Source organism: Pseudomonas sp. C11 (assembly GCF_034683865.1).
Lineage (GTDB): Bacteria > Pseudomonadota > Gammaproteobacteria > Pseudomonadales > Pseudomonadaceae > Aquipseudomonas.
On sequence record NZ_JAWIIP010000014.1, the window covers coordinates 20,647 to 44,022 of the forward strand.

The following is a 23,376-nucleotide window of genomic DNA, read 5'->3' on the forward strand; positions in this document are numbered from 1 at the left end:
TTGAAATGGACAAGCGCAAGGCAGGTTTGTTGAGCCTCATCCTCTTGCTGGTTGCCGGCTTCTTCTTTTTTGATCTGGGCCAGTACCTCAGCCTGGACGCTCTCAAAGCCCAGCAGGCGGCACTCAATGCCCAAGTAGCGGCGAACCCCTGGCTGATTGGTGGGCTCTTCTTCCTCGCCTATGTGGCGGTGACCGCGTTATCGCTGCCCGGAGCGGCGCTGATGACGCTGGTGGCCGGGGCACTGTTTGGCCTGTTGGGCGGCACGGTCCTGGTGTCATTCGCTTCGACGCTCGGCGCCACGCTGGCCATGCTGATCAGCCGCTTCCTGCTGCGCGATTGGGTACAGGCTAGTTTTGGTCAGCGACTGGCGACAATCGATCAGGGCATCGCACAGGAAGGCGCGTCCTACCTGTTCGCCTTGCGTCTGGTTCCGGTCTTTCCGTTCTTCCTGATCAACCTGGCCATGGGGCTGACCCGGCTACCGGCGCGCACTTTCTGGTGGATCAGCCAAGTGGGTATGTTGCCTGGCACCCTGGTGTACGTGAATGCTGGCCGAGAGCTGGCCCAGTTGGACTCTCTGAGCGGCATTCTCTCCCCCGGCCTGCTGGGGGCTTTTGTCCTGCTCGGGTTGTTGCCAATCCTCTCGCGCAAGGCGCTGGAGTGGGGCAAGGCGCGAAAGGTTTATCGGGGCTGGAGCAAGCCGAAGCACTTTGACCGCAACATGGTGGTCATCGGGGCTGGCTCAGGCGGCTTGGTGAGTGCCTACATTGCTGCCGCGGTGAAGGCCAGAGTGACACTCATCGAGAAGCACAAAATGGGCGGCGATTGCCTGAATACCGGTTGTGTGCCATCCAAGGCGCTGATCCGCTCGGCGAAGACTGCTCACGAGCTGAAAAGAGCCACGCAGCTGGGATTCAGAAATGTCAGCGCCGAAGTGGATTTCTCTGCGGTGATGGAACGGGTGCAGCGGGTGGTCAGTGACGTTGAGCCGCATGACTCGGTGGAGCGTTACACCGGCCTTGGTGTAGAGGTCATCGAGGGGCAGGCGCGTATCACATCCCCCTGGAGCGTAGAGGTCAATGGCCAGACGCTGACCAGTCGTGCCATTGTCATTGCCACTGGCGCACGTCCACTGGTGCCGGCGATTCCGGGCATCGAGGAGGTCGAAGCGCTCACGTCGGACAACATCTGGGCCCTGCGCGAACAGCCTCGTCGCCTCTTGGTGCTGGGCGGAGGGCCGATTGGTTGTGAGCTGGCGCAATCCTTTCAGCGTTTGGGCAGCTCGGTGATCCAGGTCGAAATGGCCGAGCGTCTGTTGATTCGAGAAGACCCCGAGGCCAGTGAAGCGGTGATGGCCAGTCTGCGGGCCGATGGTGTGGAGTTGCGCCTGCAGCACAAGGCTTTGCGTTTCGAAGTGGTGGCGGGGCAGCGGCAGCTGGTCTGTGCCGATCTGGCCAAGGGCTCCGAGGTGACCATCGTCTTCGACCAGGTACTGCTGGCATTGGGGCGAGTGGCCAATGTGAGCGGTTTCGGTGCCGAAGAGCTGGGGCTTGAGCGGCGCCCGAACGGTACGCTGCTGACCAATGAGTTCATGGCCACCCGTTTTCCCAATATCTTTGCCGTGGGGGATGTGACGGGACCTTATCAGTTCACTCATACCTCGGCTCATCAGGCCTGGTATGCGGCGGTGAATGGCTTGTTCGGAGGCTTCAAGCGCTTCAAGGTCGATTACCGGGTCATTCCCTGGGCCACTTTTACCGATCCTGAGGTGGCACGGGTCGGCCTCAATGAGCAGGAGGCCAATGCTCAGGGGATCGCCTACGAAGTCACCCGTTTTGGCATCGATGATCTGGATCGTGCCATCGCCGACGACGCGGCGCATGGCTTCATCAAGGTCCTGACCGAGCCTGGTAAGGACCGAATTCTCGGCGTGACCATTGTCGGCGAGCATGCGGGCGATCTGATCACCGAGTATGTGGCGGCCATGAAGCACGGTTATGGCCTGAACAAGATTCTCGGCACCATCCACATTTACCCGACTCTGGCCGAGGCCAACAAGTATGCCGCGGGTGAATGGAAACGAGCTCATGCGCCGGCGGCGGCATTGCGCTGGTTGCAGCGGTTTCACCATTGGCGGTTAGCCGGGAGCGCAAACAGGCAGACTTCGGATGCGCCCGAGTCCTTGTCGTGACACATGACTTTGACTTGTTACTGGTGGGGGCCGGACATGCCCATTTGGGTGTGCTACGCCAGTGGATGGAGCATGCGCCTCCACCAGGGCGTATTGGCCTGATCAGTGAGGGCGAATATGCCTGGTATTCCGGCATGTTGCCGGGCCTCCTGGCTGGGCGCTACCGACCAAATCAGTGCCGCGTGCCATTGTCGTTGCTGTGTCAGGCCTGCGGAGTGGAGCTGATTCAGGGCCGTGCAGTCGATCTGGATTCTTCGGCTCAGAGGCTGATGCTCGGGGATGGGCGTTTCTTCACTGGCGCTTGGCTGTCGCTCAATCTTGGCTCCAGGCCAAAGCCTATGCGCACTGCTGACTGTGGCATGCACCTGCTACCGGTTAAGCCTTTCGAGGCGTTCCTGGATACCTGGAATCAGTGGCGCGAGAGGCCCCAGCCACTGGCCATACTCGGTGGCGGTGCCGCCGGGGTGGAGTTGGCCCTGGCTTTGGCAGCACAGGTGCCGGCCTTGACGCTGATCAGTGCGGCGCCTTTGTTGGCCGGGCATCCGCAGGCCTTGCGCGAGCGGGCACTGCGACACCTGGCCCGAGCAGGGGTGCAGGTGCAGGAAGGGGTTGCTGTTGACTGTGTGCACTTCGACAGCCTGAAGGCTGGTGCTCAAATCGTCTGGCGTGGCCAGCGGGTCATACTGGCGACGGGTGCCAGCCCGTTGACCTGGCTTGGCGGGGTTGGACTGGCTTGTGATGAGCAGGGATTCATTCAGGTGGGCCGTACCTTGCAGTGTCGTGCGCACCCGCGAATTTTTGCCGCAGGTGATTGTGCCAGCCTGGCCAATACCCCGCGCAACGGTGTGTATGCCGTGCGGCAGGGGCCGACGCTGGCCGCGAATCTATTTGCCGCGCTGACTAATCAACCGCTCCGCACATTCGAGCCGCAGCGCGAGGCGTTGGCTTTGCTAGCGGATGGCCAGGGTGGTGCCCTGCTGAGTTGGGCAGGGCTCACCGCCGAAGGCACCTGGTGTGGCAAATGGAAGGACTACCTCGACCGTCGCTTTATTCGCCGGCATCTGGCGCATCCATGATGAGTCATCGCCGACTGCGGCCCTAGCGCAGCATTTCACTCGCGATCAACCCTTGCTGTAACAAGCATGGGATGTAGGCATCTATAGAACAGTGGCTTTTTCACAGGTAAGTAACCCATGCACGAATCGGTACAGAACTACTACGGCAAGGTCCTGCAGAACTCCTCGGACCTCAAAACCAGTGCCTGCTGCGATGCCTCCAGCATGCCAGCTTGGCTCAAGCCGCTATTGAGCCAGGTGCACCCTGAAGTGAGTGCACGCTACTACGGTTGCGGTCTGGTGGCCCCGGCCTTACTGGATGGCTGCCAGGTGCTGGATCTGGGCAGTGGTTCCGGTCGTGACTGTTATGTGTTGGCGCAGTTGGTAGGTGCCAGCGGCAGCGTACTGGGAGTGGATATGACGGCAGAGCAGCTTGCCGTAGCGAATGCTCATCTCGACTATCACGCCGAGCGCTTCGGCTTTGCCAATGTCAGCTTCCGCCATGGCTATATCGAGGATCTGGCTGCGCTGAACCTGGCCGACGGCAGCTTCGATGTGATCGTGTCCAACTGCGTAATCAATCTGTCGCCGGACAAGGACAGTGTACTGCGCGAGGCCTATCGCCTGCTGAAACCGGGTGGCGAACTGTATTTCTCCGATGTCTATGCCGACCGCCGTCTGGCCGATGAATTGCGCCAGGACGAGGTGTTGTACGGCGAGTGCCTGGGAGGGGCTCTGTACTGGAATGACTTTGAGCATCTGGCGCGCCGCCATGGTTTCACCGACCCACGGTTGGTCGAGGATCAACCCATCAGCGTTACCGATTCGGCGTTGGCGGAAAAACTTGGCGATGCACGCTTCTACTCGGCCACCTACCGGTTGTTCAAGCTCGATGGGCTCGAACCGGCCTGTGAGGACTACGGTCAAGCGGTGATCTATCGCGGCAGCATTCCCGGTGCGGCGCACGCGTTTGTGCTCGATAAGCATCACCGTATCGAAACCGGTCGGGTGTTCCCGGTGTGCGGTAATACCTGGCGCATGTTGCAGGACACGCGTTTCGCACCGCATTTCCAGTTCATCGGTGATTTCAGTCGACACTTCGGCCTGTTCGAAGGCTGTGGTGGCGGTCTTCCATTTGATCGGCAAGCGACGGCGACAGCCGCTGCCAGCTGCTGCTGAGGGGCTATGCGATGCGTATAGCCAACCTGCTGGTGCTGGCGTGCAGCACGCTGTTGCTGACAGCCTGTTCACCAGAAAAAGCGCAAACCATCACTGTTTCCGGCTCCAGTACTATCGCGCCGTTGATGGCTGACATTGGTAAACGTTTCGAGGAGCGTCACCCCGGCATCCATGTCGACGTACAGTCCGGGGGGACTTCGCGCGGCATCCAGGATGCCCGTAGCGGCCTGGCAAACATCGGTATGGCCTCTCGGGCATTGAAGACCGATGAGCAGGATCTGAAGGCGTACTACATCGCCGAGGACGGCATTGCCCTGATCGTGCATGCCAGCAACCCATTAAAGGAAATCAGTAGCAGCCAAGTGGTTGATCTCTACACCGGACGGCTCGACGACTGGCAGGCTCTTGGTGGTCAGCCAGGTCGCGTGGTCAAGGTGCACAAGGCCGAGGGACGCTCGACCCTGGAGCTGTTCCTTCAGCATTTCAAGCTGGATAACGGCGCCGTACGGCCGGATCTGGTGATTGGTGACAACCAGCAAGGCATCAAGTCCGTGGCCGGCAACCCACAGGCTATTGGCTACGTCTCCATCGGCAGTGCCGAGTATGAGGCGCGGCATGGCGTGCCGATCAAGTTGCTTGCCCTGGATGGCCATGAGGCCTCCACCGAGACGCTTCTGGATGGCAGCTATCCACTGAGTCGTGAGTTGAATCTGGTGGTGTTCGGTGAGCCGGATGCCAACACCCAGGCACTGCTGGCCTTTGCCCAATCCCGCGAGGTGGCCGACCTTGTCCAGCAGCACGCCTTTGTACCTGCGCCACAGCGCTGATCGCCTGTTGCGCGCCGCCAGCCTGCTCTGCGCGCTGACGGCTGCGGTCATTCTGTTGTTGATTCTGCTGTTCCTGACTCAGGCCAGTTGGCCGCTCTTGCAGGCACCGAACGATTTGCTCGGCACTACCTGGCAGCCAAGCAAGGGGCTGTTCGGGCTGCAGGCGATGCTCGGCGCCAGCTTGCTCAGCAGTCTGTTGGCACTGTTACTGGCCGTGCCGGCCGGGCTGCTGGTCAGCATCTGGCTGATTTTCTATGCCCCGACTTCTGTGGCCAGGGCCTACGCGGGTCTTGTCAGTCTGATGGCCAGCATACCCTCGGTGGTCTACGGGCTGTGGGGCTTGGTGGTACTGGTGCCATTGCTGAATGCTTGGGTGGCACCCGGTGCGAGCCTGCTCGCCGCCGGCATTGTTCTCGGTCTGATGATCCTGCCGCTGCTGATGGTGCAGGCGGATGTGGTGCTACGCGAGAGTGCTCGCCGTCACTTGCCAGCGGCCCTGTGCCTGGGCGTATCACGTTGGGCTGCTATTCGACGGGTGCTGCTGCCTGCGGCCTGGCCGCGGCTGTGGCCGTCGATTCTGCTGCAACTGGGGCGCGCCCTGGGCGAAACCATGGCGGTGCTGATGGTGGCCGGCAATGTGGTGCAGTGGCCGGGGTCGATCTTTGAGCCGGTGCGTACCCTGACCGCCAACATTGCTCTGGAAATGAGTTATGCCTCGGGAGGACATCTGCAGTCGTTGTACCTCAGCGGCTGGCTGCTGCTGGTGCTGGCGTTGTTGCTGATGGGGTTGGCGCGCGTGTTCGGGAGTCGCACATGAGCCGCGCGGAGCATTGGCGCGGCCGGGTGCTGGCACTGCTGGCGCTGTTGGTGGCTCTGGCACCGCTGAGCCTTCTGCTGACGGTATTCGGTGATGGCTTTGGCCTGCTCAACTGGGCTTTCCTAACCGGTACGCCCGAGCAGGCAGGGCGTACCGGGGGGATAGGCCCGATTATCCTCTCGACCGCTGCGGTGTTGCTGTTGTGTCTTGCCATTGCGGTGCCCTTGGGACTGGGGACAGCGCTGTTTCTGGTCGAGCAGCTAAGGCCGGATGGTCGGCTGAACCTCGGCCTGCAGTGGGCGTTGGATGGGCTGGGGGCGGTGCCTTCGGTGGTGTTTGGCTTGTTTGGTCACCGGGTGTTCGTGGTTGAACTGGGCTGGGGGTATTCGCTGCTGGCAGGTGGCTGCACTCTGGCCTGTATGGTTTTGCCATTATTTATTCGCGGTTGTGAGCAGGCGTTACGCGATTGTCCGCACAGTTACCGCCAGGCCGCAGCTGGACTGGCTATCTCCCGGGTTGGCTACCTTCGCCGGATTCTTCTGCCATTCGCCGCACCGGGTATCGCGGCTGCTCTGGTGCTCAGTGCCGGACGGGCGCTTGCTGAGACGGCGGTGCTGCTATTCACCGCCGGGTATGTGATGCGGTGGCCTGAAAGTGTCTTTGACTCGGGGCGAACCCTGGCTGTGCACATTTACGACCTGGCCATGAATGTATCCGGTGGCAGTCCGGCGTCGGCGGCTACTGCGCTGGTTTTGCTCGGTTTCGCTCTGTTCATTCAATTGCTGGCCTGGCGTTTGGGCCGGCGTCCTGCCGTATTCGCGAGATAATTCCATGGCTCAGCCTCCGTCCCTGCGTATCGAAAATCTCAGCGTTCACTATGGCGGGCAGGGCGCGCTGCTCGGTGCCTGCCTTGAGGTGGCGCCCGGCGAGCTGATGGCGGTGGTCGGCCCGAGTGGATGTGGCAAGAGCAGTCTGCTGTCGGCGGTCAACCGCATGAGTGATCTGGTGCCTGGTGCCCGTGTCGAGGGGCGGATCCTCATCGATGGGGGGGACGTGCTCGATGCTCAGGTTGACCTGCAGCAGTTGCGCCGTCAGGTCGGCATGGTCTTTCAACAGCCCAACCCGTTCCCGCTGAGCATTGCCGAAAACATCCTGTTCGCCCTGCGTGAGCATGGCGTGCGTGGCAAACAGGAACTGTACGAACGCATGCAGCAAGCCCTACAAGCGACCGGCCTATGGGAAGAGGTACACGCTCGCCTTGATCGTCCGGCGTTGAGCCTGTCCGGAGGACAGCAGCAGCGTCTCTGCTTTGCTCGCGCCCTAGCACTGGAACCTCGCGTGTTGTTGCTGGACGAGCCCTGCAGTGCCCTGGACCCCATCGCCAGCGCCACGGTCGAGAGCCTGATCGATAGCCTCAAGGGCCGCTATACCCTGCTGATGGTCACTCATAACCTGGCCCAGGCTCGACGGCTGGCTGACCATGTGGCCGTGTGCTGGGTGCGGGACGGTTGCGGTTGCGTGCTCGACAGCGGTCCGGCCGGCAGGCTATTCGAAGGCACCTGCGACCCACTGGCGCAGCGCTATCTCAACGGCTTGTTGTGCTGAGACGCTGAAGTCCTGGCGCTGGCCGGGAGGTGCAGCCCAATGCTCTGGGTAGGACGGATATTTTCCCGGCTAATGGTCTCTTGCTTGCTGGTGGGCGCTTTCGGTGGACTGGCGCTTACCTGGGCGGCCTGGGACTTTGAGTTGATCATGCGCAAGGCTGAATTGCGCTATGGCAACCTCGGCTCTGCCTTGGAGCGCCTTATGGAGTGGCGGGACTTGCTCGGCAGCGACCAGCGAATGCCAGAGCTTGAAAAGCTGCGCATGGTCAATCTGCACTTCAACCGACAGTTGCGATTTTCCGACGACATTCGAATCTGGGGGCAACGGGACTATTGGGCAACGCCTGTTGAAGCGCTGGTCAAGGGTGCCGCGGATTGCGAAGACTACGCACTGGCCAAGTACTTCAGTCTGCGCCAACTGGGTGTGCCTGCCAGCAAGTTGCGTATCACCTACGTCAAGGCGTTGCGCTTGAATCAGGCCCACATGGTGTTGACCTATTATTCCTCGCCGAAGGCAGAACCTTTGGTGCTGGATAATCTGATCAACGAGATCCGGCCTGCCCGGCAGCGTGACGACCTTTTGCCTGTCTATGCCTTCAATGCCGAAGGCGTCTATCTGGTAAAACAGCAGGGGTTGGAACGCACCAGCGATGCCAAACGGTTGTCACGCTGGCAGGATTTGCTGCGCAAAATGCAAGGTGAAGGCTTCTCCTTCTAGTCGACAGCGTGTTCGCCAAGGGCCCTGACGGCATTGCTGAAGGTCTGGTGATCTAATGGGCAGGCAGTCAGGGCGAGGAAGGCCTCGACTCGCTCCTTGATGCGAGTAACGGTGCTATCGAAAACCGCATTCACCTCACTGGGCGTTGAACCCAGTCCGTCCGGGTCCGGCAAGCCCCAGTGCGCTCTTATGGCATCGCCAAAGTAAGCCGGGCAAGGCTCGGTCGCGGCGCTGTCGCACAGAGTGATGACCAGGTCTGGGCGCAATTGCTCATGCACGGCATGTGCCTTGCTGTGCAGGCCTTCGATGCCGATACCTGCGCGCTGCAAGGCTCGCAGACTCTGTGGGTGTATCGTCCCCTTGGGCTTGCTGCCGGCACTGTATGCCCGCATGCCCTCTGGGGCGAGATGGTTGAAAATGGCTTCGGCCAGAATGCTGCGACAGCTGTTCGCGGTACACAGAAACAGGATATTCATGATTTTCTCTCCCCAAGGTTAGGTTAGTGCCTAGGTCGTTACTTCGTGGTTTTGCTGGGCGAGCAGCACCTGCTGGTTCCAGTCAGTGATCGATATAGGCAGGTAGCCGGTTATTTCCAGCGCCCGGTCCTCGAAAACGTCTTGCTGCGGGTGTGCTGCCTGCCATGCCGTAATGACCTGATCGCGATGGTCCAGTAAAGCCTCGATGTGCGGGCGGAACAGGCGCAGCAGGGCTGTAAGCCAGAGGTTGGTTGGCCAGGATGGAAATGCATGGTCGACGCTGAAAACCGGTAATAGTTGTTTTACTGACGATGCTGGGTACCAGGTTTCACCCGTAACCCAGCGGTTGCAGGCGAACAGCCCGATGGGCTGACCCCAGGCATCCATGGACACAGCGATCAGATGCGCGATGGCGTCTTCCCCACGTGGCCAGGCGTCACTCCCTGTTGCCGCCGTGAGGGGCAGCAGGTGGGGCGCAATGCCCTGACCGCGGATGAAGGTGTGGAAATGACCATGTTCGACCGCGCCTTCGCGATGCGCGTGATAGTAGTACTGGGCATGACTGTCACGGTCGTACACATCCCCTTCCGGGTAATGGTTCATCTCGTAGAAACCGTCGTGTCCTTTGAGCAGCTCGCCAACAACATTGCGCTCGACTTTGGACAGGGCGGCCTCACATCGCTGTGCCTCCTGTGCGGCTGCGAGCAGTTGCCGACGTTCTTCGGCACTAAGCCCTATGGCCTGGGGCTCGGTGAGTCGGCATGAGGACAAGGCACTGAAGACGGGGGACTTTTCTGGCATGTATGGCCTCAAAAAAGAACCGGGGCAGAAGGAGGAGCTACCCCGGTCAAGGGGACAGCGTTACTTGGCGGCGCAAGGCGCAGCTTTTGCCGCACACGGATTTTTGGCAGCACACGGATTTTTCGCGGCGCAGGGATTCTTGGCTGCGCACGGATTCTTGGCCGCGCAGGGGTTGGGGCTAAATCCAGTCTGCAGACTGGCGACATAGGTGGTGATGGCGGCGAGCTCTTTCGACTCCCAGCCGAGTGCTTTGGTTGCCATGGGCGCGACCATGCAGATCTGTACCATCTCGTCGAGGAAAACCTGGGACATCCCGAACTGGTTTTTGGCCATGGCGACTTCGTGCGGATACGCCTTTGCAAAGCTGGCTTGGAACAGATTGCCACCTTGGTGGCAGGTGGCGCAGGACAGGCCATTGCTGCTCAACCTGGTGTCTTTATAGAGCTTCTCGCCATAAGCCATCAGCTCGGCCTGATTGCCCTGGTAGGGGCGGTAATTCGCTGGGCGCTTAACCGATTTGATCGCGCACGGATTCATTTTGGCCGCACATGGGTTCTTGGCGGCGCAGGGGTTTTTACTGGCGCAGGGATTCTTTGCCGCGCAGGGGTTGGGTGCGCATGGCTTTTTTCCAGCACACGGATTTTTTGCGGCGCATGGGTTCAACGCTGCCGGGGCGCAGCGGGCTGCACAGGGCGCGCATGGGGTGGCCGCCAGAGCAGGGCCTGCCAGTGCCATGGTCAGCACAGTAGCGGACACCATGCTGGCAAGCGGCCGTAGTTGGTGCGGTAAGGGTTGATCGGGACAGAAATGGCGCATGGGGTAATCCTCGTCAGACAGTTGTTCTTGTAACCCTGTCCAATGCAGCAGCAGGGGCGGCGGTTGCCATTCGGCTTAACATGGCGGCTGGAATTCCCATGGCCGCCATGCAGCCTGGAGGTCAATTGACTGATTCAGGCGCCCGCTGCTTTTCTGATGAACTTCTCCCCTTGTTGTTACGCAGGTGCTCGTAAAAAGGTGGGGGCAGGAGAGATCGCCTTCGACTAGATGCCCCCTCCGATGATATGGGGGGCTCTCTCCTTGGACTTTATCGACAAGAGCCAAGCTGCTGAATCGGCGGGCACTTAACCGAACCGAACGAACAGAACACGCAGCAGTCCCCAGGATGGGGTTGAAGCAGGGCCTTGCAGTTGCTGCATTCGTAATAGAACTGGCAGGCGTTCGTGGGCATGGTTTCCTGCTTAGCGAAGCCGCAGCGCGGGCAGGTGAGCACGGACTCAAGGACTATGGCGCTCATCGTGTCTTCACTTCTGCACTGTGGAGGGGTAACCCGCGCTCGTAGTCGCAGCAGTCAGCGCCTCGGGCTTGGTATTGTCGGGATCATAGGTAACGGTGGCCGTCCTCTTGGTGAAATTGATCTGGATGTCACTCACTCCGGGCACCTTCTCCAGCGACTTCTTGACCGTGATCGGACAGATCCCACATGTCATGTTCTGCACGACAAGCGCAACAGTTTTCGGGGGCGCCGCTTCCGCCACAAAAGGTAAGGTTAATAGCGAGGCGATCAGCAGTTTTCGCATGGTTGTTCTCCTTCAGTAAAACAGCGGGACGAGCAGCGGCAAGGCTAATAGGCCGAGCAGCAGTACGCTCACGATCCAGAACACAATTCGCTGTCGCGCGAGTGCGCGCGGATCAGCGCAGGGGATACCTGGTGAACAGGCCTGTGGCACTAAATAGAGCTTGCGCAATGCCAGTCCCAGGAAGAGCAGCGTCAACCCGATAAAGAACGGGCGCAGCGGTTCCATCATGGTCAGAGTACCTGCCCAGGTACCGCCGACACCGAGTACCAACAGTAGCAGTGGCCCGACACAGCACAGCGATGCTCCGATGGCGGTCAGCGTGCTCGCGACTAGAGCACCTTTTCCGGTGAGGTACATGGTTTTCTCCTTTAAGCCGATTGCCTGAGTGCTACTCTAAATTCCGTATCAAAGTACGGAGTCAAGGGGGAGTGATGGCCGCAGGGTTGACCATTGGCAAGCTCGCTAATGCTGCTGGGGTGAACGTCGAAACGATCCGCTATTACCAACGGCGTGGATTGCTGGATGAACCAGTCAAACCCCAGGGCGGTCATCGATGCTATCCGGTCGAAATGCTGCAGCGCCTGCGCTTCATCAAGCGGGCTCAGGCTCTGGGTTTCACCCTGTCTGATGTGGGGGGACTGCTGACGTTGGACGAGTTGTGCGCCTGTGCCGAGACGCGAGCCCTGGCTGAACGAAAGCTCGATTTGATCAGGCAGAAAATGATCGATCTGGTCGTGATGCAGCAGTTGTTAGAAGGGCTGGTGCAGCAATGCGATGTTGAAGGTGGAGGATCATCCTGTCCGATAATCGAGGCACTGTCCCGAGAGTAATAGCGTGAGGTACTTGGTAACTCCCAAGCGCATACCTCAGGTTCGGCTCTGTATCGGAATTGGTGGCATGTGGCTGTAACAATCAGCCCCACTAAGCATCCAAGCTCGAATGCAACTGGGAAGGCTCTTGCAAAGAGGACAATCGATGGACGATGAACAGGCGCTGATCAGCCGGTTGCGAGCAGGTGACAGCAATGCCTTTGAGGCGGCGATCAAACTGCACCACGGTTTTCTGGTGGCCATGGCGACGCCGCTGGTCGGTCAAGAGTTGGCCGATGACGTTGCTCAGGAAACCTGGATGAAGGCCTTTGCCGCCATCGGCAAATTCGAGGGGCGTGCCCAGCTCAGGACCTGGCTTGCCAGGATCGCGCTCAATGAGGCCTACGCGATTATGCGTAAGGGGCGCCGAGAGGTGTCTTTGGAGGCGTGGGGATCGGATCCCGGCTCGCCAATCAGCGAGCGTTTCACCGAGCAGGGCGCCTGGAGCTCGCCGCCAACTCAGTGGCATCACGACACTCCCGAAGCCTTGCTGACCGAGGCGGAGTTGCATGAGTGCATCCGTAAGCACATGCACAAGCTACCCGGAGACCAGCAGAGCGTGGTGATGATGCGCGAGTTGGGAGGGTTGGATTTTCCGGAAATAGCCCAGGCGCTTGGTTTGGCTGAGGGCAATATCCGTGTCTTGTTGCATAGGGGGCGTCAGCGCATGCACGCCATGCTCAATCACTTCGAGGAGGTGGGAACATGCTGAGTTGTCGGGAGATGTCGGAGCTGGGCTCCGAGATTGTCGATGGTCATCTCACCTTGCGTAGCCGCATGCAAGTGATGATGCATTTGCGCATGTGCACGCGCTGCAAGCTGTATATCAAGCAACTCAAACTCACTGCCCAGGTGCTGCAGCAGCTTCCGTTGGAAATGGGCGATGTGGATGCCCACAGCATCGCCAGCAAGCTAAATAAACGAGATCACTAGACGTTCTGAACTGACTGTAACAAACGCACAGGTCGTTGCTCTTATCTGCGCGGGTTGGCATGCCAGCATTGCCATTCATAGCTTCGGAGAGACCTGTGTTGGTGAGTGGAAACTTATTGTCTGGTGAGCTCTGGCCCGGTCTGGTTCTACTGTGCAAGCGCCCGGCGCTGGGATATTCCAAGCAGCGGCTGGCTGAGCAGATAGGTACCGAGCGTGCCTTCATCATTGCCCAGCACTTGTTGGCGTGCGCGTTGGAGGATGTCCGCCTGTGGCCAGGTCATACGGTTCTGGCACCTGACCATCAGCAACATCTTGCCTGGGCACTTGGCCTGGCGCAGGCGAGTGAGTGCTTGGCACAGGGGGAAGGCAATCTGGGTGAGCGGATCAATCAGCTTGATGGACGGTTGCGCCAACAGGGGCAGCAAAGCTTGATCTATATCGGCAGTGATTGCCCAGCACTGTGTTTCGACGATTACAAGCGTGTGTCGTACCTGCTGCAGGAAAACGACAGCGTACTGCTCCTGGCTGAGGATGGCGGAGTTGTGCTCATGGCCTCCAATCGGTCCTGGCCCGATCTGCGTGCCTTGCCCTGGAGCACCCCGCAATTGGGTGAGGCGCTCAGTGAGTGTTGTCGTCAGGCTGGTCAGCGTGTCGCGGTGGCTGGTCAGCTGTTCGATATCGACCACCAGCAAGATCTGCGGCCTCTCTATGTGTTCTTGGCCGCGGACGCTCGTCCGGCGCGGGTAGCGCTGCGTCAAGCGCTTGAGCAGCTGGGGGAGACGGAGTGATGGGGCTTTCGCCTGTCAGTGTGATCATTCCCTGCTGGCGCGATGAGTCGGCACTGAATGAATTGCTGACTCAATTGCAAGAACTTACGCAGAGCACGCTGCAAACCTTGCAGGTGCTGGTAGTCGATGCGGCACAGAGCTCTCTCTGTCGTGACATCTGCCAGCAGCATGGTGCGCAGTGGCTGCCGGCTCGGCCCTGCAGAGGGGAGCAGCTGCGTCTGGGGGCCAGCCATGCGAAACATCAGATTCTGTGGTTTCTGCATGCCGACGCCAAACTGCAGGGCAACCCTCTGGTGTCGATCACAGGGGCTCTCGGTGCTGGCGCAGTAGGTGGTTATTTCGCTTTCCGCTTTGCCGGTCAGCCCTGCTGGCAAAGCCGAATGCTTGAGCGGTTGATTGCCCTACGCAACGCTTTCGGTGTGCCCTATGGCGACCAGGGATTGTTCTTTGACCGCAGCACTTATGAACTGTCCGGTCAGCACAGTCCCTGGCCGTTGTTCGAGGAGGTCGAACTGGTCAAACGCGCCCGCTTGATGGGGCGTCTCGTCGTGCTGTCTGGCGGCTTGCTGGTTGATGCCAGGCGTTGGCAGCGGGATGGTTGGTGGCGTCGCTCGCTACGCAATCGCTGGCTGGCGTTGGGCTATGCCTGCGGCGTTTCGCCTCAGCGCCTGGCGCGGCTCTACAGCTCGGGCAGGCCCAGCAATAACACGGCAAAACCTTAGGAGAACTGATGCGTAACCTGCTCTTTAGCCTGCTGCTCACTCTTAGCGGATGGACCCAGGCTGCCATGTTTGATCAGAACCATGAGCAATGGACCGACTTGCTTGCCCGCCATGTTGCCTGGGATGAGGTCGGGTTTGCTAGCGCAGTCGACTACCGTGGCTTCAAGCGGGATCAGGCCCAGTTGGATCGCTATCTAGCAGTGCTTTCGGCTGTTTCGCGCGATCAATACGACAGCTGGAGCAGGCCGCAACAGCTGGCTTTCTTGATCAACAGCTACAACGCCTTCACCGTCAAACTGATAATCGAGCATTACCCGTTGCAGTCGATTAGGGAAATCGGTGGCTTGTTCAGCAGCCCCTGGAAGCTGGAATTCATTCCCTTGCTTGGGCAGAAGATGAGTCTCGATCAGATCGAGCATGGAGTGATCCGCAAGCCTGGGGTGTTTGATGAGCCGCGCATTCATTTTGCCGTCAACTGCGCCTCGATTGGCTGCCCGGCGCTGCGCCCGGAGGCCTTTATCGCGAAGCGGCTAGATATCCAGCTGGAAGATAGTCAGCGCCGCTTCCTCAGTGATCATCGGCGCAATCGATTTAATCCAGAGCAGGAGCGCTTCGAGGTCTCGATGATCTTCGACTGGTATGGCGACGACTTTATCAAGCGCAATGGCTCGCTGCAGACGTACTTCCTGAAGCATGTACGGTGGCTGGTAGCTGGGGGGGCGAGTTTGCCGATTGAGCCTGAGTCAGGCATCGAATTTCTTGATTACGACTGGTCGTTGAACGAGCAGAAGTGACGCTTTTGTAGGCCTGACATAAATACGTGGCGCTCAGCTCGCCCCCAAAAAAATGAAGAGTAAAGTCATGAATCGATTTGTGGAGATTAACCGCCAGCTCTGGCTGTCCTTTCGCCGTCTTCCCCTGTGGGTGCAGGTTTGGATGGCGCTGGTGCTAGTGCCTGTCAATCTGCTCAGTTTCCTTGTGCTCGAATATCAGGCCGCGCAGATGGTCGCTCTCGCGGCAGTCCTGGCCTTGGGCAGCAATATGCTCCTGCTCTACCGGTACGAGGGTTTCAGTCGCGCGATGGCGCTACCGCACTTGGTTTTCTGGGGGCCGCTGCAGATTCTGCTACTGATGCGCGTGTTGCAGACCCCGGCCCCTGATTCAGGGGAAGTGCTGTTTATCTGTCTCGTGTTGCTGGTAAACGGCATCAGCCTGATCTTCGATCTGCTCGATACCTGGCGCTGGTGGCAAGGCGAGCGTCAGGTATTCTGATGCACAGCCTTGAGGCCGCTGTAGGCTGATACCGTAAATGGCACCAGGTAGTTCAGCAGCAAGTGGTGCAGCGAAAGTTCAGCAGAGCCGAGCAGAGCATCACCTTGGTTGATCAGGTTCAGTAGGGTGCCAACCACCAAGGCAACTTTGCCTGAGCGATACAGTAGCCGAGACTTTGCTGGAGTAATCGGGGGGAAATGCATGGTCATTCCCCCTGTTGGCTTGTCCTGAGCATCAGCTCTAGCGACATGTTGGCAGCGGCCTCAGCTACCACCCGGCGAATCAGCCCATGATCAGCCTCGGGTTCCAGATCACGGGGGGAACCCTGACGTCCTGTGGGCTCAGCGACCAGCTTATTCTCCGTACTCTTCAGCTTGAACTCTCCTGCGCAATTGCGGCAGTAAATGTGTTCTCCTGCATGATTTTCGCGGGTCAATACCAGCGTTGGACCACACATGGGGCAGCTCTGCAGAGGGATGCCTTCATCTGAGTGGCCCATCACATGATCCAGTACGCCTTGGCGCCCCAGTTCAAGAAAATGCTCGCTCAGCTGCGGATCAAACTGACTGCCGCTCTGGCCCTGAATAATCGCCAGTGCCTGGCCCCTGCTCATGCCTGCCCGATACGGACGGCTGCTGGTCATGGCATCAAAGGCATCGCAAAGCCCGACAATTCGCGCATCGACATGAAGTTCGTTACCGCTAATACCGCGCGGATAGCCCTTGCCATCTGGACGCTCGTGATGGCTGTAAACGGCCTCGCGTACCAAGTTCGCCAGCGGGTGACCGGCAAGCATGCGCAGGCCTTGCTCTGGGTGTGTCTTCACGACCGCATATTCGTCATCAGTCAGAGACGTGGTTTTGCGAAGGATCGCATCGGTTATACCGATCTTGCCGAGGTCGTGAAGAAATCCACCCAGGCTTACTCGTGCGGCTTCAGGCGCAGAGAGGCCGGCAGCCGTGGCGAGCAGGTGGGCGTAGCGTGAGACTCGCCAAAGATGGCCTCCCGTATAGGGATCACGAGCCTCCACAAACCAGGCCATTGTCAGAAGGCTGCTGAGTAGGGCTTGAGCAGCCGCTCCTGTAGCAACCGTTGACGAGGTTGAGTTCTTGCCAAACCAGCTAGCAGCGAATGACAGCATTGGGAAAGTCTCCAGGCCGATATAGGGCTTGAGACGACAATCTTCAGGCTAATGACGGGTACGTGCTAGGAAGTACACATCCTTGTGTACAGGGGAAGCCGAGGGGGTCGGCTCGCAGGACCATACCCGAAAACGCCAGAGAGTTGCCATCACTTCTGGCTGCGGTGAAGGTCGCGGATTTTTAGTTGGGTGGCGCGATTTTGGTTCATTTCCCCTTGGTCAACGGACCACTGCAGGCTATCCAGCGGACCAGATGCGGTTGGCTCCGTTTCCATAATCTGCGCCACACGCTCCTCTATTGATGCCGCAGAACGCTCAGCAATCATCGCTTCATTTTTCAGTTTGAAATTCGCGAGGCGCTCGCTGCCGTCCTCCGCATGGGCCGTGATTACGCTACTGGAGAGCACCAGTATCAGGGCTGCTGTTTTGGTCAAAAATGATTTCATGATGGCAATCCTCGATTGATGTGTTCATCAATCAGATGATTGGCGAGCAGCTTTATTACAGTGTGCTTTTTGTGTCGTTCCCCTTTCTCCTCATAAGCCAATAGGCTGCAGGCAACACCAGCATGGACATCAGCGGTGCGGTGATCATGCCGCCGACCATGGGCGCGGCGATGCGCTTCATCACCTCTGAGCCGGCTCCGCCGCCCCAGAGGATCGGTATCAGGCCAGCGATGATCACGGCCACCGTCATTACCTTGGGCCGCACGCGCAGCACCGCGCCTTCGCGGATGGCATCGAGCAGCGCCGGATCGTCGCCGCGCCCCGCATCCAGTCGCGCCTGCCAGGCGTTCTTCAGGTACAGCAGCATGATCACGCCGAACTCGGCTGAGACCCCGGCCAGGGCGATGAAGCCCACGCCGGTAGCCACCGACAGATTGAAGCCGAACCAGTACAGCAGCCAGATGCCGCCCGACAGGGCGAAAGGCAGGGTGGCCATGATCAGCGATGCCTCACCGACACGGCTGAAGGTCAGGTAGAGCAGTACGAAGATGATCAGCAGGGTCGCCGGCACCACCCAGGACAGCCTGGCATTGGCGCGTTCGAGGAACTCGAACTGGCCGGAGTAGGACACGGTTATACCCGCCTCCAGTGGCACGCGCTCGGCGACGCGCTGCTGCAGCTCGTGCACGGTCGAAGCCAGGTCACGCCCTCGGACATCGACATAGACCCAGCCGGACAGCCGCCCGTTCTCGCTGCGCAGCATCGGCGGCCCTTCTGTCAGGCTGATCTGGGCGACGGTTCCCAGGGTGATCTGCTGGCCGGCGGCGGTGAGGATCGGCAAGCGTCGCAGCGCCTCCGGGCTGTCACGCCACTCCCTAGGATAGCGCAGGCTGATGGGGAAGCGGGCCAGCCCCTCGACCGTCTCGCCGATGTTGCTGCCGCCGATGGCACCGGACACCACCGCCTGCACATCGGCGATGCTCAGGCCATAGCGCGCGGCGGCCAGACGGTCGATCTGGATGTCCACGTAGCGCCCGCCGGTGAGGCGCTCGGCCAGCGCCGAACTGACCCCGGGAACCTCCTTGGCCACGGCCTCGATATCGCGGCTGATGCGTTCGATGTCGGCCAGCGAGGTGCCGGCGACCTTGACCCCGATCGGGCTCTTGATCCCGGTGGCCAGCATGTCGATGCGGTTGCGGATCGGCGGAACCCAGATATTGGACAGCCCGGGGACCTTCACCGCGCGATCCAGCTCCTCGATGAGCTTCTCCGGCGTCATCCCGTCGCGCCACTGCTCGCGCGGCTTGAACTGCACCGTGGTCTCGAACATTTCCAGCGGCGCCGGGTCGGTCGCCGTCTCCGCCCGCCCGGCCTTGCCGAATACCAGTGCCACTTCCGGCACGCCGAGGATCATGCGGTTGGTCTGCTGCAGCAACTGGCTGGCCTTGCTGGCCGGCAGGCCGGGCAGGGCCGAGGGCATGTACAGCAGATCGCCCTCGTCCATGGGCGGCAGGAATTCACCGCCGAGCCGGCTCAGCGGCCAGAGGCTGGAGAGGAACACCAGCAGGGCCAGGGCCAGGGTGGTCCTGGGCCAGGCCAGCACCCACTCCAGCACCGGCCGGTAGGCCTCGATCAGCCAGCGGTTGAGCGGGTTCTGCCGTTCGTTGGGGATGTGCCCGCGAATCCAGTAGCCCATCAGCACCGGCACCAGGGTGACCGAGAGTCCGGCGGCAGCCGCCATGGCATAGGTCTTGGTGAAGGCCAGCGGGCCGAACAGCCGGCCCTCCTGGGCCTCCAGGGTGAACACCGGGAGGAACGACAGGGTGATGATCAGCAGGCTGAAGAACAGCGCCGGGCCGACCTCGGCCGCGGCTTCGCCGATCACCCGCCAGTGCGCCTCGCCCTGCAGCCGCTCGCCGGGGTGCCGGGTCTTCCAGGCCTCGATGTGCTTGTGCGCGTTCTCGATCATCACCACGGCGGCATCGACCATGGCGCCGATGGCGATGGCGATGCCGCCGAGCGACATGATGTTGGCGTTGATGCCCTGCTGGCGCATGACGATGAAGGCCATGAGGATGCCCAGGGGCAGGGTGATGATCGCCACCAGCGACGAGCGCAGGTGCCAGAGGAAGATCAGGCAGACCAGGGCGACCACCGCGAACTCCTCCAGCAGCTTGTGGCTGAGGTTGTCGATGGCGCGGTCGATCAGCTGCGCGCGGTCGTAGGTGGTGACCACCTCGACGCCGGCCGGCAGACTGGCCTTCAGGCTGTCCAGCTTGGCTTTCACCGCGGCGATGGCGTCGCGGGCGTTCTTGCCCGAGCGCAGGATGACCACGCCGCCGACCACTTCGCCCTGGCCGTCCAGCTCGGCAATGCCACGGCGCATCTCCGGCCCTAGCTGAATGGTGGCCACCTGGCCCAGCAGCACCGGCACGCCGCTGGTCGAGGCCCGCAGCGGCACCTGGCGAAAGTCGTCCAGGCTCTGCAGATAGCCGGAGGCCCGCACCATGTACTCGCGCTCGGCCAGTTCCAGGATGGCGCCGCCGGTCTCCTGGTTGGAGCTCTTCAGTGCTGCCTCGACCTCCTGCTGGGTCACACCGTAGGCCACCAGCTTCTGCGGATCGAGTAGCACCTGGTACTGCTTGACCATGCCGCCGAGGGTGGCCACCTCGGCCACGTTGGGCAGGCTCTTCAACTCGTACTTGAGAAACCAGTCCTGCAGCGCCCGCAACTGGGCCAGGTCATGCCGGCCGCTGCGGTCGACTAGGGCGTACTGGTAGATCCAGCCGACGCCCGTGGCATCCGGGCCGAGGGTGGTGGTGACGCCCTCGGGCAGGCGCTCTTGTGCCTGGTTGAGGTACTCCAGCACCCGCGAGCGGGCCCAGTAAAGGTCGGTATCGTCCTCGAACAGCACGTAGACGAAGGAGTCGCCGAAGAACGAGTAGCCGCGCACCGTCTTCGCCCCCGGCACCGAGAGCATGGTGGTGGCCAGCGGATAGGTCACCTGGTTTTCGACGATCTGCGGCGCCTGGCCGGGGAAGCTGGTGCGGATGATGACCTGGGTGTCGGACAGATCCGGCAGCGCATCCAGCGGCGTGTTGCGCAGCGACCAGAAGCCCAGCGCGGTAATGAACAGGGTCGCCAGCAGCACCAGGAAGCGGTTGCCGATCGACCAGTGAATCAGGCGCGCGATCATGGCTGCTCCCCTTGCTTGTCGAGCCGCTCGATCAGCAGGCCGCTGTCCGTCTGCCGGGCGCCGATGCGCACGTGGTCGCCGGGCTTGAGGCCGGCGGCCACCGAGGGGCTGGCCAGGGCAAAGGGCATGGTCATGCCGGGCATATTCAGGCTCTCGAACGGTCCGTGCTCCAGGGTGACCTGCCGGGCGTCCAGCGCCCGAATCACGCCGTGGGACTCATGCAGCCCCGGGGGGAGCTTCTGTTCCGCCTTGCTGGCCATGACGCCCTGCAGGCTGGCCTCCGAATCAATCAGGAACTGGCCGGAGGTGACTACTGCTTGCCCTTCCTCCAGGCCGGACAACACCTCCAGGCGCCCATCGGCCTCGCGGCCCAGGGTGATTTCCTGAGGACGGTAGCGTCCGTCGTCTTCTGCCAGCATCACCAGCGCGCGCTTGCCGGTGCGGATCACCGCCTCGCTGGGCACCTGCAGCGTGGGTAGCTCAACCTCGCTGTTCAGACGCACGGCGGCGAACATGCCGGGGCGCAGCTTGCCTGTGGGGTTGGGTAGTTCACTGCGCACGGTGACCGTGCGTGTCTGCGGGTCCGCACTCGGCAACAGCGCGATGATGCGGCCTTGCAGCGGCTGCCCGGGAAAGGCCGTCAGGTTGGCGTTGATCTCGCCCCCGACCTGAACCGTTCCGGCCATGGCCTCGGGTATCGCCGCATCGAGCCAGACCGTGGACAGCCCGTTGATCCGCGCCAGATCCTGGCCAGCGCTCACGGTCATCCCGGCACGCACCTCCAATGTCTGCAGCTCGCCGGCGATGGGCGTGGTGAGGGTCTGCAGCGCCCGAGACTTACCGCTGCGGCGAACCTGCTCGATCAGCGCGCGTGGCATGCCGAGCAGGCGCAGGCGCTCCTGGGCCGCGGCGATCAGGCGGGCGTCTTCGGTCGCCAGCACGGCGAGGTACTCCAGCTGTGCGGCGGACCACTCGGGAATCAGCAGGTCTACCAGGGGCGTGCCGGCGGGCAGCACATCGCCCGGAGCGTGCCCATAGACCTGCTCGACGAAGCCACCGGCGCGGGCCTGCAGGTTCGCCACCTCGCGCTGGTTGTAGGCCAGGGAGCCTACGGCTTCGATGCCCGAGGGCAGCACTCCGCGCACCACGTTCGAGGTGCGCATGCCCAGGCTCTGCACGGCCTGGGCCGGCACGCTCAGGGCGGAGGTATCCTGTCCGGCGCCCGCATACTTGGGTACCAGCTGCATGTCCATGAAAGGCGATTTGCCCGGCTTGTCGAAGCGCTGCTCCGGTTGCATCGGGTCGTACCAGTAGAGCACCGGGCGTTCCGGGGCCATTGCCACATCTGGCTTGGCGCCATGCCCGGCCTGCCGCTGGGCCAGCCAGTAGCCGCCAGCGACCGCGCCTATGCCGACGGCCAGCAAGGCGAAGGTGAATCCTGCTACCGAGACTTTCATTTCAGACCCTCCACATAGGTGTAATGCAGGCTGGCGGAGAGCAGGCTCAGCTTGCGCTGTTGCTCGATCTGGCGCAGTTGCGCCTCGATCAGCTCGCTCTGGGCGGTGATGACGGCGCTCAACTGGCTGCTGCCGGCCTTATAGGCGGCCAGTTCCAGATCGGCCCGCTGGCTTGCCAGTGGGATCAGGCTGCTTTCGGTGCGTGCCAGGGTCTTGCGCAGTTGCTCAAGTTCGGCCAGGCCGCTTTCCAGCTCGGCCCGATGGGCGCGCAGCAGCACCTCCTGCTCGGCTTCCATCTGCGCCAAGCTCTGCTGCTTGGCGTTGATCCTTGGGCCTTGGCGGGTGCCAACGAACATCGGCAGGTCGAAGGTGAACTGCAGCATCACCATGTCGCCGAACTGGTTGTCGCGATTGTTGTAAGCAAACTCGACGCCCCAGTCGGGGGTCTTCTCGGCGATGGCTTCGTCCAGCTCGGCACTGGCCTCGCCGACCCGTGCCGAGGCGGCGCGCAGCTCGGGATGTGATGCCATGCGCTGCTGCAGATGCGCAGCCTCCAGGCTGAGGTCAGGTGCGTCCCCGGTTAGAGGCTGATCTGCCTCGTTGCCGATCCAGCGCCGCAGTTTGGCGCGGGCGATTGCCACGTCGCGGCTCAGTTCGTCGCGCCTATCCTGCAAGGCCAGGGCTTGCTGATCGGCCTGCAGCAACTCGCCCGGCTGGGCATTACCGCCGGCGATCCGGGCCTGCACGGTCGAGCGCAGCATGTCGAGCTGCTGGGCCAGTCGGTCGAACAGGCCGACGCTGCGTTCGGCGTAGTAGACATCCAGCCAGCTCGCTGCCGTCTGGCGCCGGATCTCCAGCTGCATGGCGCGCTGCTCGGCCTCGGCCCGCACCACACTGGCCTCGGCCAGGTGGCGCCGGGCTAGGCGCTTGTCGCCGTTGGGCACCTCCTGCATGAGCCCGATGCGGCGCATGGTCATAAAGTCCCGATTCAGGGTGTAACGGTCGGGGCCTTCGACTGGCAGGTTGTCGATGCCGAGGATCAGCTTGGGATCGGGCAGGGCATCCGCGGGCACCACCGCCTGCTGGGCCGATGCCACCTGTGCCTGCCGCGCGAGGTTCTCGGGTGCACTATGTTCGGCCAGTGCCTGGGCCCGTTCGAAGGTCAGCGGTTGCGCCTGTGCGTCAACCCAAGGTGCCGCACAGAACGCGGCCGCCAGCACGCCCATGCAGCCACGGCGTGCGAAAAGGAAAGCAGACATGCTTTCGCCTCCAATGCGATTGATCGAAGTCGCCACCATGCCGTGCA

27 protein-coding genes are annotated in these 23,376 nt (G+C 61.3%); 15 read left to right on the plus strand and 12 right to left on the minus strand.

Features of this window, described 5'->3' with window-relative positions; genetic code table 11:
• The first annotated feature begins 5 nt into the window (after nt 1-5).
• From VC352_RS20215 to lapG, 8 genes are all read left to right on the plus strand, one after another.
• Nucleotides 6-2,192 (plus strand): FAD-dependent oxidoreductase, encoded by a 2,187-nt coding sequence (locus tag VC352_RS20215; RefSeq protein ID WP_322981302.1) that lies wholly within the window; start codon nt 6-8, stop codon nt 2,190-2,192.
• Nucleotides 2,075-3,268, plus strand: coding sequence for an FAD-dependent oxidoreductase (locus tag VC352_RS20220; RefSeq protein WP_322981303.1), 1,194 nt, complete (start codon nt 2,075-2,077; stop codon nt 3,266-3,268). The genes VC352_RS20215 and VC352_RS20220 overlap by 118 nt, the downstream gene beginning before the upstream one ends.
• Nucleotides 3,269-3,385: 117 nt before the next feature.
• Nucleotides 3,386-4,426, plus strand: coding sequence for an arsenite methyltransferase (gene arsM / locus VC352_RS20225; RefSeq protein WP_322981304.1), 1,041 nt, complete (start codon nt 3,386-3,388; stop codon nt 4,424-4,426).
• A gap of 11 nt (nt 4,427-4,437) precedes the next feature.
• A complete protein-coding gene (locus VC352_RS20230) occupies nt 4,438-5,253 on the plus strand; it encodes a phosphate ABC transporter substrate-binding protein (RefSeq protein WP_322981305.1) in 816 nt (271 codons plus the stop codon).
• Nucleotides 5,213-6,070 carry a phosphate ABC transporter permease subunit PstC gene (gene pstC / locus VC352_RS20235; RefSeq protein WP_322981306.1) on the plus strand — a complete coding sequence of 286 codons (858 nt, stop codon included), beginning with the start codon at nt 5,213-5,215 and terminating at the stop codon, nt 6,068-6,070. The genes VC352_RS20230 and pstC overlap by 41 nt, the downstream gene beginning before the upstream one ends.
• Complete coding sequence (gene pstA / locus VC352_RS20240; protein ID WP_322981307.1) at nt 6,067-6,897, plus strand: phosphate ABC transporter permease PstA; 831 nt, start codon at nt 6,067-6,069, stop codon at nt 6,895-6,897. Before pstC ends, pstA begins: the two co-directional genes overlap by 4 nt.
• Before the next feature lie 4 nt (nt 6,898-6,901).
• Nucleotides 6,902-7,675: a phosphate ABC transporter ATP-binding protein gene (locus tag VC352_RS20245; protein ID WP_322981308.1), complete on the plus strand. Its 774-nt coding sequence runs from the start codon at nt 6,902-6,904 to the stop codon at nt 7,673-7,675.
• A gap of 39 nt (nt 7,676-7,714) precedes the next feature.
• On the plus strand, nt 7,715-8,392 hold the full coding sequence (lapG, locus tag VC352_RS20250; RefSeq protein WP_416340214.1) for a cysteine protease LapG: 678 nt from the start codon (nt 7,715-7,717) through the stop codon (nt 8,390-8,392).
• On the opposite strand, the gene VC352_RS20255 is transcribed toward lapG, so the two are convergent.
• From VC352_RS20255 to VC352_RS20280, 6 genes are all read right to left on the minus strand, one after another.
• The gene (locus tag VC352_RS20255; RefSeq protein ID WP_322981309.1) at nt 8,389-8,868 is read right to left on the minus strand and encodes an arsenate reductase ArsC; all 480 of its coding nucleotides are present in this window, start codon (nt 8,866-8,868) and stop codon (nt 8,389-8,391) included. The genes lapG and VC352_RS20255 overlap by 4 nt on opposite strands.
• Before the next feature lie 30 nt (nt 8,869-8,898).
• Complete coding sequence (locus VC352_RS20260; RefSeq protein WP_322981310.1) at nt 8,899-9,669, minus strand: DUF6969 family protein; 771 nt, start codon at nt 9,667-9,669, stop codon at nt 8,899-8,901.
• 60 nt (nt 9,670-9,729) lie between these two features.
• On the minus strand, nt 9,730-10,485 hold the full coding sequence (locus VC352_RS20265; RefSeq protein WP_322981311.1) for a c-type cytochrome: 756 nt from the start codon (nt 10,483-10,485) through the stop codon (nt 9,730-9,732).
• Nucleotides 10,486-10,753: 268 nt separating this feature from the next.
• Nucleotides 10,754-10,963: a GDCCVxC domain-containing (seleno)protein gene (locus VC352_RS20270; protein ID WP_322981312.1), complete on the minus strand. Its 210-nt coding sequence runs from the start codon at nt 10,961-10,963 to the stop codon at nt 10,754-10,756.
• 7 nt (nt 10,964-10,970) lie between these two features.
• Entirely contained in the window at nt 10,971-11,246 is a 276-nt protein-coding gene (gene merP / locus VC352_RS20275; RefSeq protein WP_322981313.1) for a mercury resistance system periplasmic binding protein MerP, read from the minus strand.
• A gap of 12 nt (nt 11,247-11,258) precedes the next feature.
• On the minus strand, nt 11,259-11,603 hold the full coding sequence (locus tag VC352_RS20280; RefSeq protein WP_322981314.1) for a mercuric transporter MerT family protein: 345 nt from the start codon (nt 11,601-11,603) through the stop codon (nt 11,259-11,261).
• A gap of 74 nt (nt 11,604-11,677) precedes the next feature.
• Between VC352_RS20280 and merR the strand changes: the two genes are divergently transcribed.
• From merR to VC352_RS20315, 7 genes are all read left to right on the plus strand, one after another.
• Entirely contained in the window at nt 11,678-12,076 is a 399-nt protein-coding gene (gene merR / locus VC352_RS20285; RefSeq protein WP_322981315.1) for an Hg(II)-responsive transcriptional regulator, read from the plus strand.
• Nucleotides 12,077-12,221: 145 nt separating this feature from the next.
• On the plus strand, nt 12,222-12,827 hold the full coding sequence (locus tag VC352_RS20290; protein ID WP_322981316.1) for an RNA polymerase sigma factor: 606 nt from the start codon (nt 12,222-12,224) through the stop codon (nt 12,825-12,827).
• Nucleotides 12,821-13,048: a zf-HC2 domain-containing protein gene (locus VC352_RS20295; protein ID WP_322981317.1), complete on the plus strand. Its 228-nt coding sequence runs from the start codon at nt 12,821-12,823 to the stop codon at nt 13,046-13,048. The genes VC352_RS20290 and VC352_RS20295 overlap by 7 nt, the downstream gene beginning before the upstream one ends.
• A gap of 116 nt (nt 13,049-13,164) precedes the next feature.
• Nucleotides 13,165-13,836, plus strand: a complete 672-nt coding sequence (locus tag VC352_RS20300; protein WP_322981318.1) for a TIGR04282 family arsenosugar biosynthesis glycosyltransferase — start codon at nt 13,165-13,167, stop codon at nt 13,834-13,836.
• Nucleotides 13,836-14,558: a TIGR04283 family arsenosugar biosynthesis glycosyltransferase gene (locus tag VC352_RS20305; protein WP_322981319.1), complete on the plus strand. Its 723-nt coding sequence runs from the start codon at nt 13,836-13,838 to the stop codon at nt 14,556-14,558. Before VC352_RS20300 ends, VC352_RS20305 begins: the two co-directional genes overlap by 1 nt.
• A gap of 8 nt (nt 14,559-14,566) precedes the next feature.
• Nucleotides 14,567-15,352, plus strand: coding sequence for a DUF547 domain-containing protein (locus VC352_RS20310; RefSeq protein WP_322981320.1), 786 nt, complete (start codon nt 14,567-14,569; stop codon nt 15,350-15,352).
• 67 nt (nt 15,353-15,419) lie between these two features.
• Complete coding sequence (locus tag VC352_RS20315) at nt 15,420-15,830, plus strand: hypothetical protein (protein WP_322981321.1); 411 nt, start codon at nt 15,420-15,422, stop codon at nt 15,828-15,830.
• Here the strand turns inward: VC352_RS20315 and nrtS are convergent.
• The 6 genes from nrtS to VC352_RS20345 all read right to left on the minus strand — a co-directional run bounded on the left by nrtS (nt 15,818) and on the right by VC352_RS20345 (nt 23,329).
• The gene (nrtS, locus tag VC352_RS20320) at nt 15,818-16,033 is read right to left on the minus strand and encodes a nitrate/nitrite transporter NrtS (RefSeq protein ID WP_322981322.1); all 216 of its coding nucleotides are present in this window, start codon (nt 16,031-16,033) and stop codon (nt 15,818-15,820) included. The genes VC352_RS20315 and nrtS overlap by 13 nt on opposite strands.
• Nucleotides 16,034-16,035: 2 nt before the next feature.
• Nucleotides 16,036-16,971, minus strand: coding sequence for an HD-GYP domain-containing protein (locus VC352_RS20325; protein WP_322981323.1), 936 nt, complete (start codon nt 16,969-16,971; stop codon nt 16,036-16,038).
• A gap of 149 nt (nt 16,972-17,120) precedes the next feature.
• Nucleotides 17,121-17,417, minus strand: a complete 297-nt coding sequence (locus tag VC352_RS20330; RefSeq protein ID WP_322981324.1) for a hypothetical protein — start codon at nt 17,415-17,417, stop codon at nt 17,121-17,123.
• A 55-nt stretch (nt 17,418-17,472) separates the two neighbouring features.
• Nucleotides 17,473-20,613: an efflux RND transporter permease subunit gene (locus VC352_RS20335; RefSeq protein ID WP_322981325.1), complete on the minus strand. Its 3,141-nt coding sequence runs from the start codon at nt 20,611-20,613 to the stop codon at nt 17,473-17,475.
• Nucleotides 20,610-22,070 carry an efflux RND transporter periplasmic adaptor subunit gene (locus VC352_RS20340; protein WP_322981326.1) on the minus strand — a complete coding sequence of 487 codons (1,461 nt, stop codon included), beginning with the start codon at nt 22,068-22,070 and terminating at the stop codon, nt 20,610-20,612. Before VC352_RS20340 ends, VC352_RS20335 begins: the two co-directional genes overlap by 4 nt.
• Nucleotides 22,067-23,329 (minus strand): TolC family protein, encoded by a 1,263-nt coding sequence (locus VC352_RS20345; protein WP_322981327.1) that lies wholly within the window; start codon nt 23,327-23,329, stop codon nt 22,067-22,069. The genes VC352_RS20340 and VC352_RS20345 overlap by 4 nt, the downstream gene beginning before the upstream one ends.
• Between the last annotated feature and the right edge of the window lie 47 nt (nt 23,330-23,376).

What these genes read in the sequence shown, in the direction of transcription:
- VC352_RS20325 (WP_322981323.1), bottom strand. Translation starts at nt 16,971, where the DNA reads ATGCTGTCATTCGCTGCTAGCTGGTTTGGCAAGAACTCAACCTCGTCA.
- VC352_RS20230 (WP_322981305.1), top strand. Translation starts at nt 4,438, where the DNA reads ATGCGTATAGCCAACCTGCTGGTGCTGGCGTGCAGCACGCTGTTGCTG.
- VC352_RS20280 (WP_322981314.1), bottom strand. Translation starts at nt 11,603, where the DNA reads ATGTACCTCACCGGAAAAGGTGCTCTAGTCGCGAGCACGCTGACCGCC.
- nrtS (WP_322981322.1), bottom strand. Translation starts at nt 16,033, where the DNA reads ATGCATTTCCCCCCGATTACTCCAGCAAAGTCTCGGCTACTGTATCGC.
- pstA (WP_322981307.1), top strand. Translation starts at nt 6,067, where the DNA reads ATGAGCCGCGCGGAGCATTGGCGCGGCCGGGTGCTGGCACTGCTGGCG.
- VC352_RS20310 (WP_322981320.1), top strand. Translation starts at nt 14,567, where the DNA reads ATGCGTAACCTGCTCTTTAGCCTGCTGCTCACTCTTAGCGGATGGACC.
- merR (WP_322981315.1), top strand. Translation starts at nt 11,678, where the DNA reads ATGGCCGCAGGGTTGACCATTGGCAAGCTCGCTAATGCTGCTGGGGTG.
- VC352_RS20290 (WP_322981316.1), top strand. Translation starts at nt 12,222, where the DNA reads ATGGACGATGAACAGGCGCTGATCAGCCGGTTGCGAGCAGGTGACAGC.
- VC352_RS20265 (WP_322981311.1), bottom strand. Translation starts at nt 10,485, where the DNA reads ATGCGCCATTTCTGTCCCGATCAACCCTTACCGCACCAACTACGGCCG.
- VC352_RS20220 (WP_322981303.1), top strand. Translation starts at nt 2,075, where the DNA reads ATGGAAACGAGCTCATGCGCCGGCGGCGGCATTGCGCTGGTTGCAGCG.
- lapG (WP_416340214.1), top strand. Translation starts at nt 7,715, where the DNA reads ATGCTCTGGGTAGGACGGATATTTTCCCGGCTAATGGTCTCTTGCTTG.
- VC352_RS20345 (WP_322981327.1), bottom strand. Translation starts at nt 23,329, where the DNA reads ATGTCTGCTTTCCTTTTCGCACGCCGTGGCTGCATGGGCGTGCTGGCG.
- VC352_RS20255 (WP_322981309.1), bottom strand. Translation starts at nt 8,868, where the DNA reads ATGAATATCCTGTTTCTGTGTACCGCGAACAGCTGTCGCAGCATTCTG.
- VC352_RS20335 (WP_322981325.1), bottom strand. Translation starts at nt 20,613, where the DNA reads ATGATCGCGCGCCTGATTCACTGGTCGATCGGCAACCGCTTCCTGGTG.
- VC352_RS20340 (WP_322981326.1), bottom strand. Translation starts at nt 22,070, where the DNA reads ATGAAAGTCTCGGTAGCAGGATTCACCTTCGCCTTGCTGGCCGTCGGC.
- VC352_RS20330 (WP_322981324.1), bottom strand. Translation starts at nt 17,417, where the DNA reads ATGAAATCATTTTTGACCAAAACAGCAGCCCTGATACTGGTGCTCTCC.
- VC352_RS20260 (WP_322981310.1), bottom strand. Translation starts at nt 9,669, where the DNA reads ATGCCAGAAAAGTCCCCCGTCTTCAGTGCCTTGTCCTCATGCCGACTC.
- arsM (WP_322981304.1), top strand. Translation starts at nt 3,386, where the DNA reads ATGCACGAATCGGTACAGAACTACTACGGCAAGGTCCTGCAGAACTCC.
- VC352_RS20295 (WP_322981317.1), top strand. Translation starts at nt 12,821, where the DNA reads ATGCTGAGTTGTCGGGAGATGTCGGAGCTGGGCTCCGAGATTGTCGAT.
- VC352_RS20270 (WP_322981312.1), bottom strand. Translation starts at nt 10,963, where the DNA reads ATGAGCGCCATAGTCCTTGAGTCCGTGCTCACCTGCCCGCGCTGCGGC.
- VC352_RS20305 (WP_322981319.1), top strand. Translation starts at nt 13,836, where the DNA reads ATGGGGCTTTCGCCTGTCAGTGTGATCATTCCCTGCTGGCGCGATGAG.
- VC352_RS20245 (WP_322981308.1), top strand. Translation starts at nt 6,902, where the DNA reads ATGGCTCAGCCTCCGTCCCTGCGTATCGAAAATCTCAGCGTTCACTAT.
- VC352_RS20315 (WP_322981321.1), top strand. Translation starts at nt 15,420, where the DNA reads ATGAATCGATTTGTGGAGATTAACCGCCAGCTCTGGCTGTCCTTTCGC.
- VC352_RS20215 (WP_322981302.1), top strand. Translation starts at nt 6, where the DNA reads ATGGACAAGCGCAAGGCAGGTTTGTTGAGCCTCATCCTCTTGCTGGTT.
- merP (WP_322981313.1), bottom strand. Translation starts at nt 11,246, where the DNA reads ATGCGAAAACTGCTGATCGCCTCGCTATTAACCTTACCTTTTGTGGCG.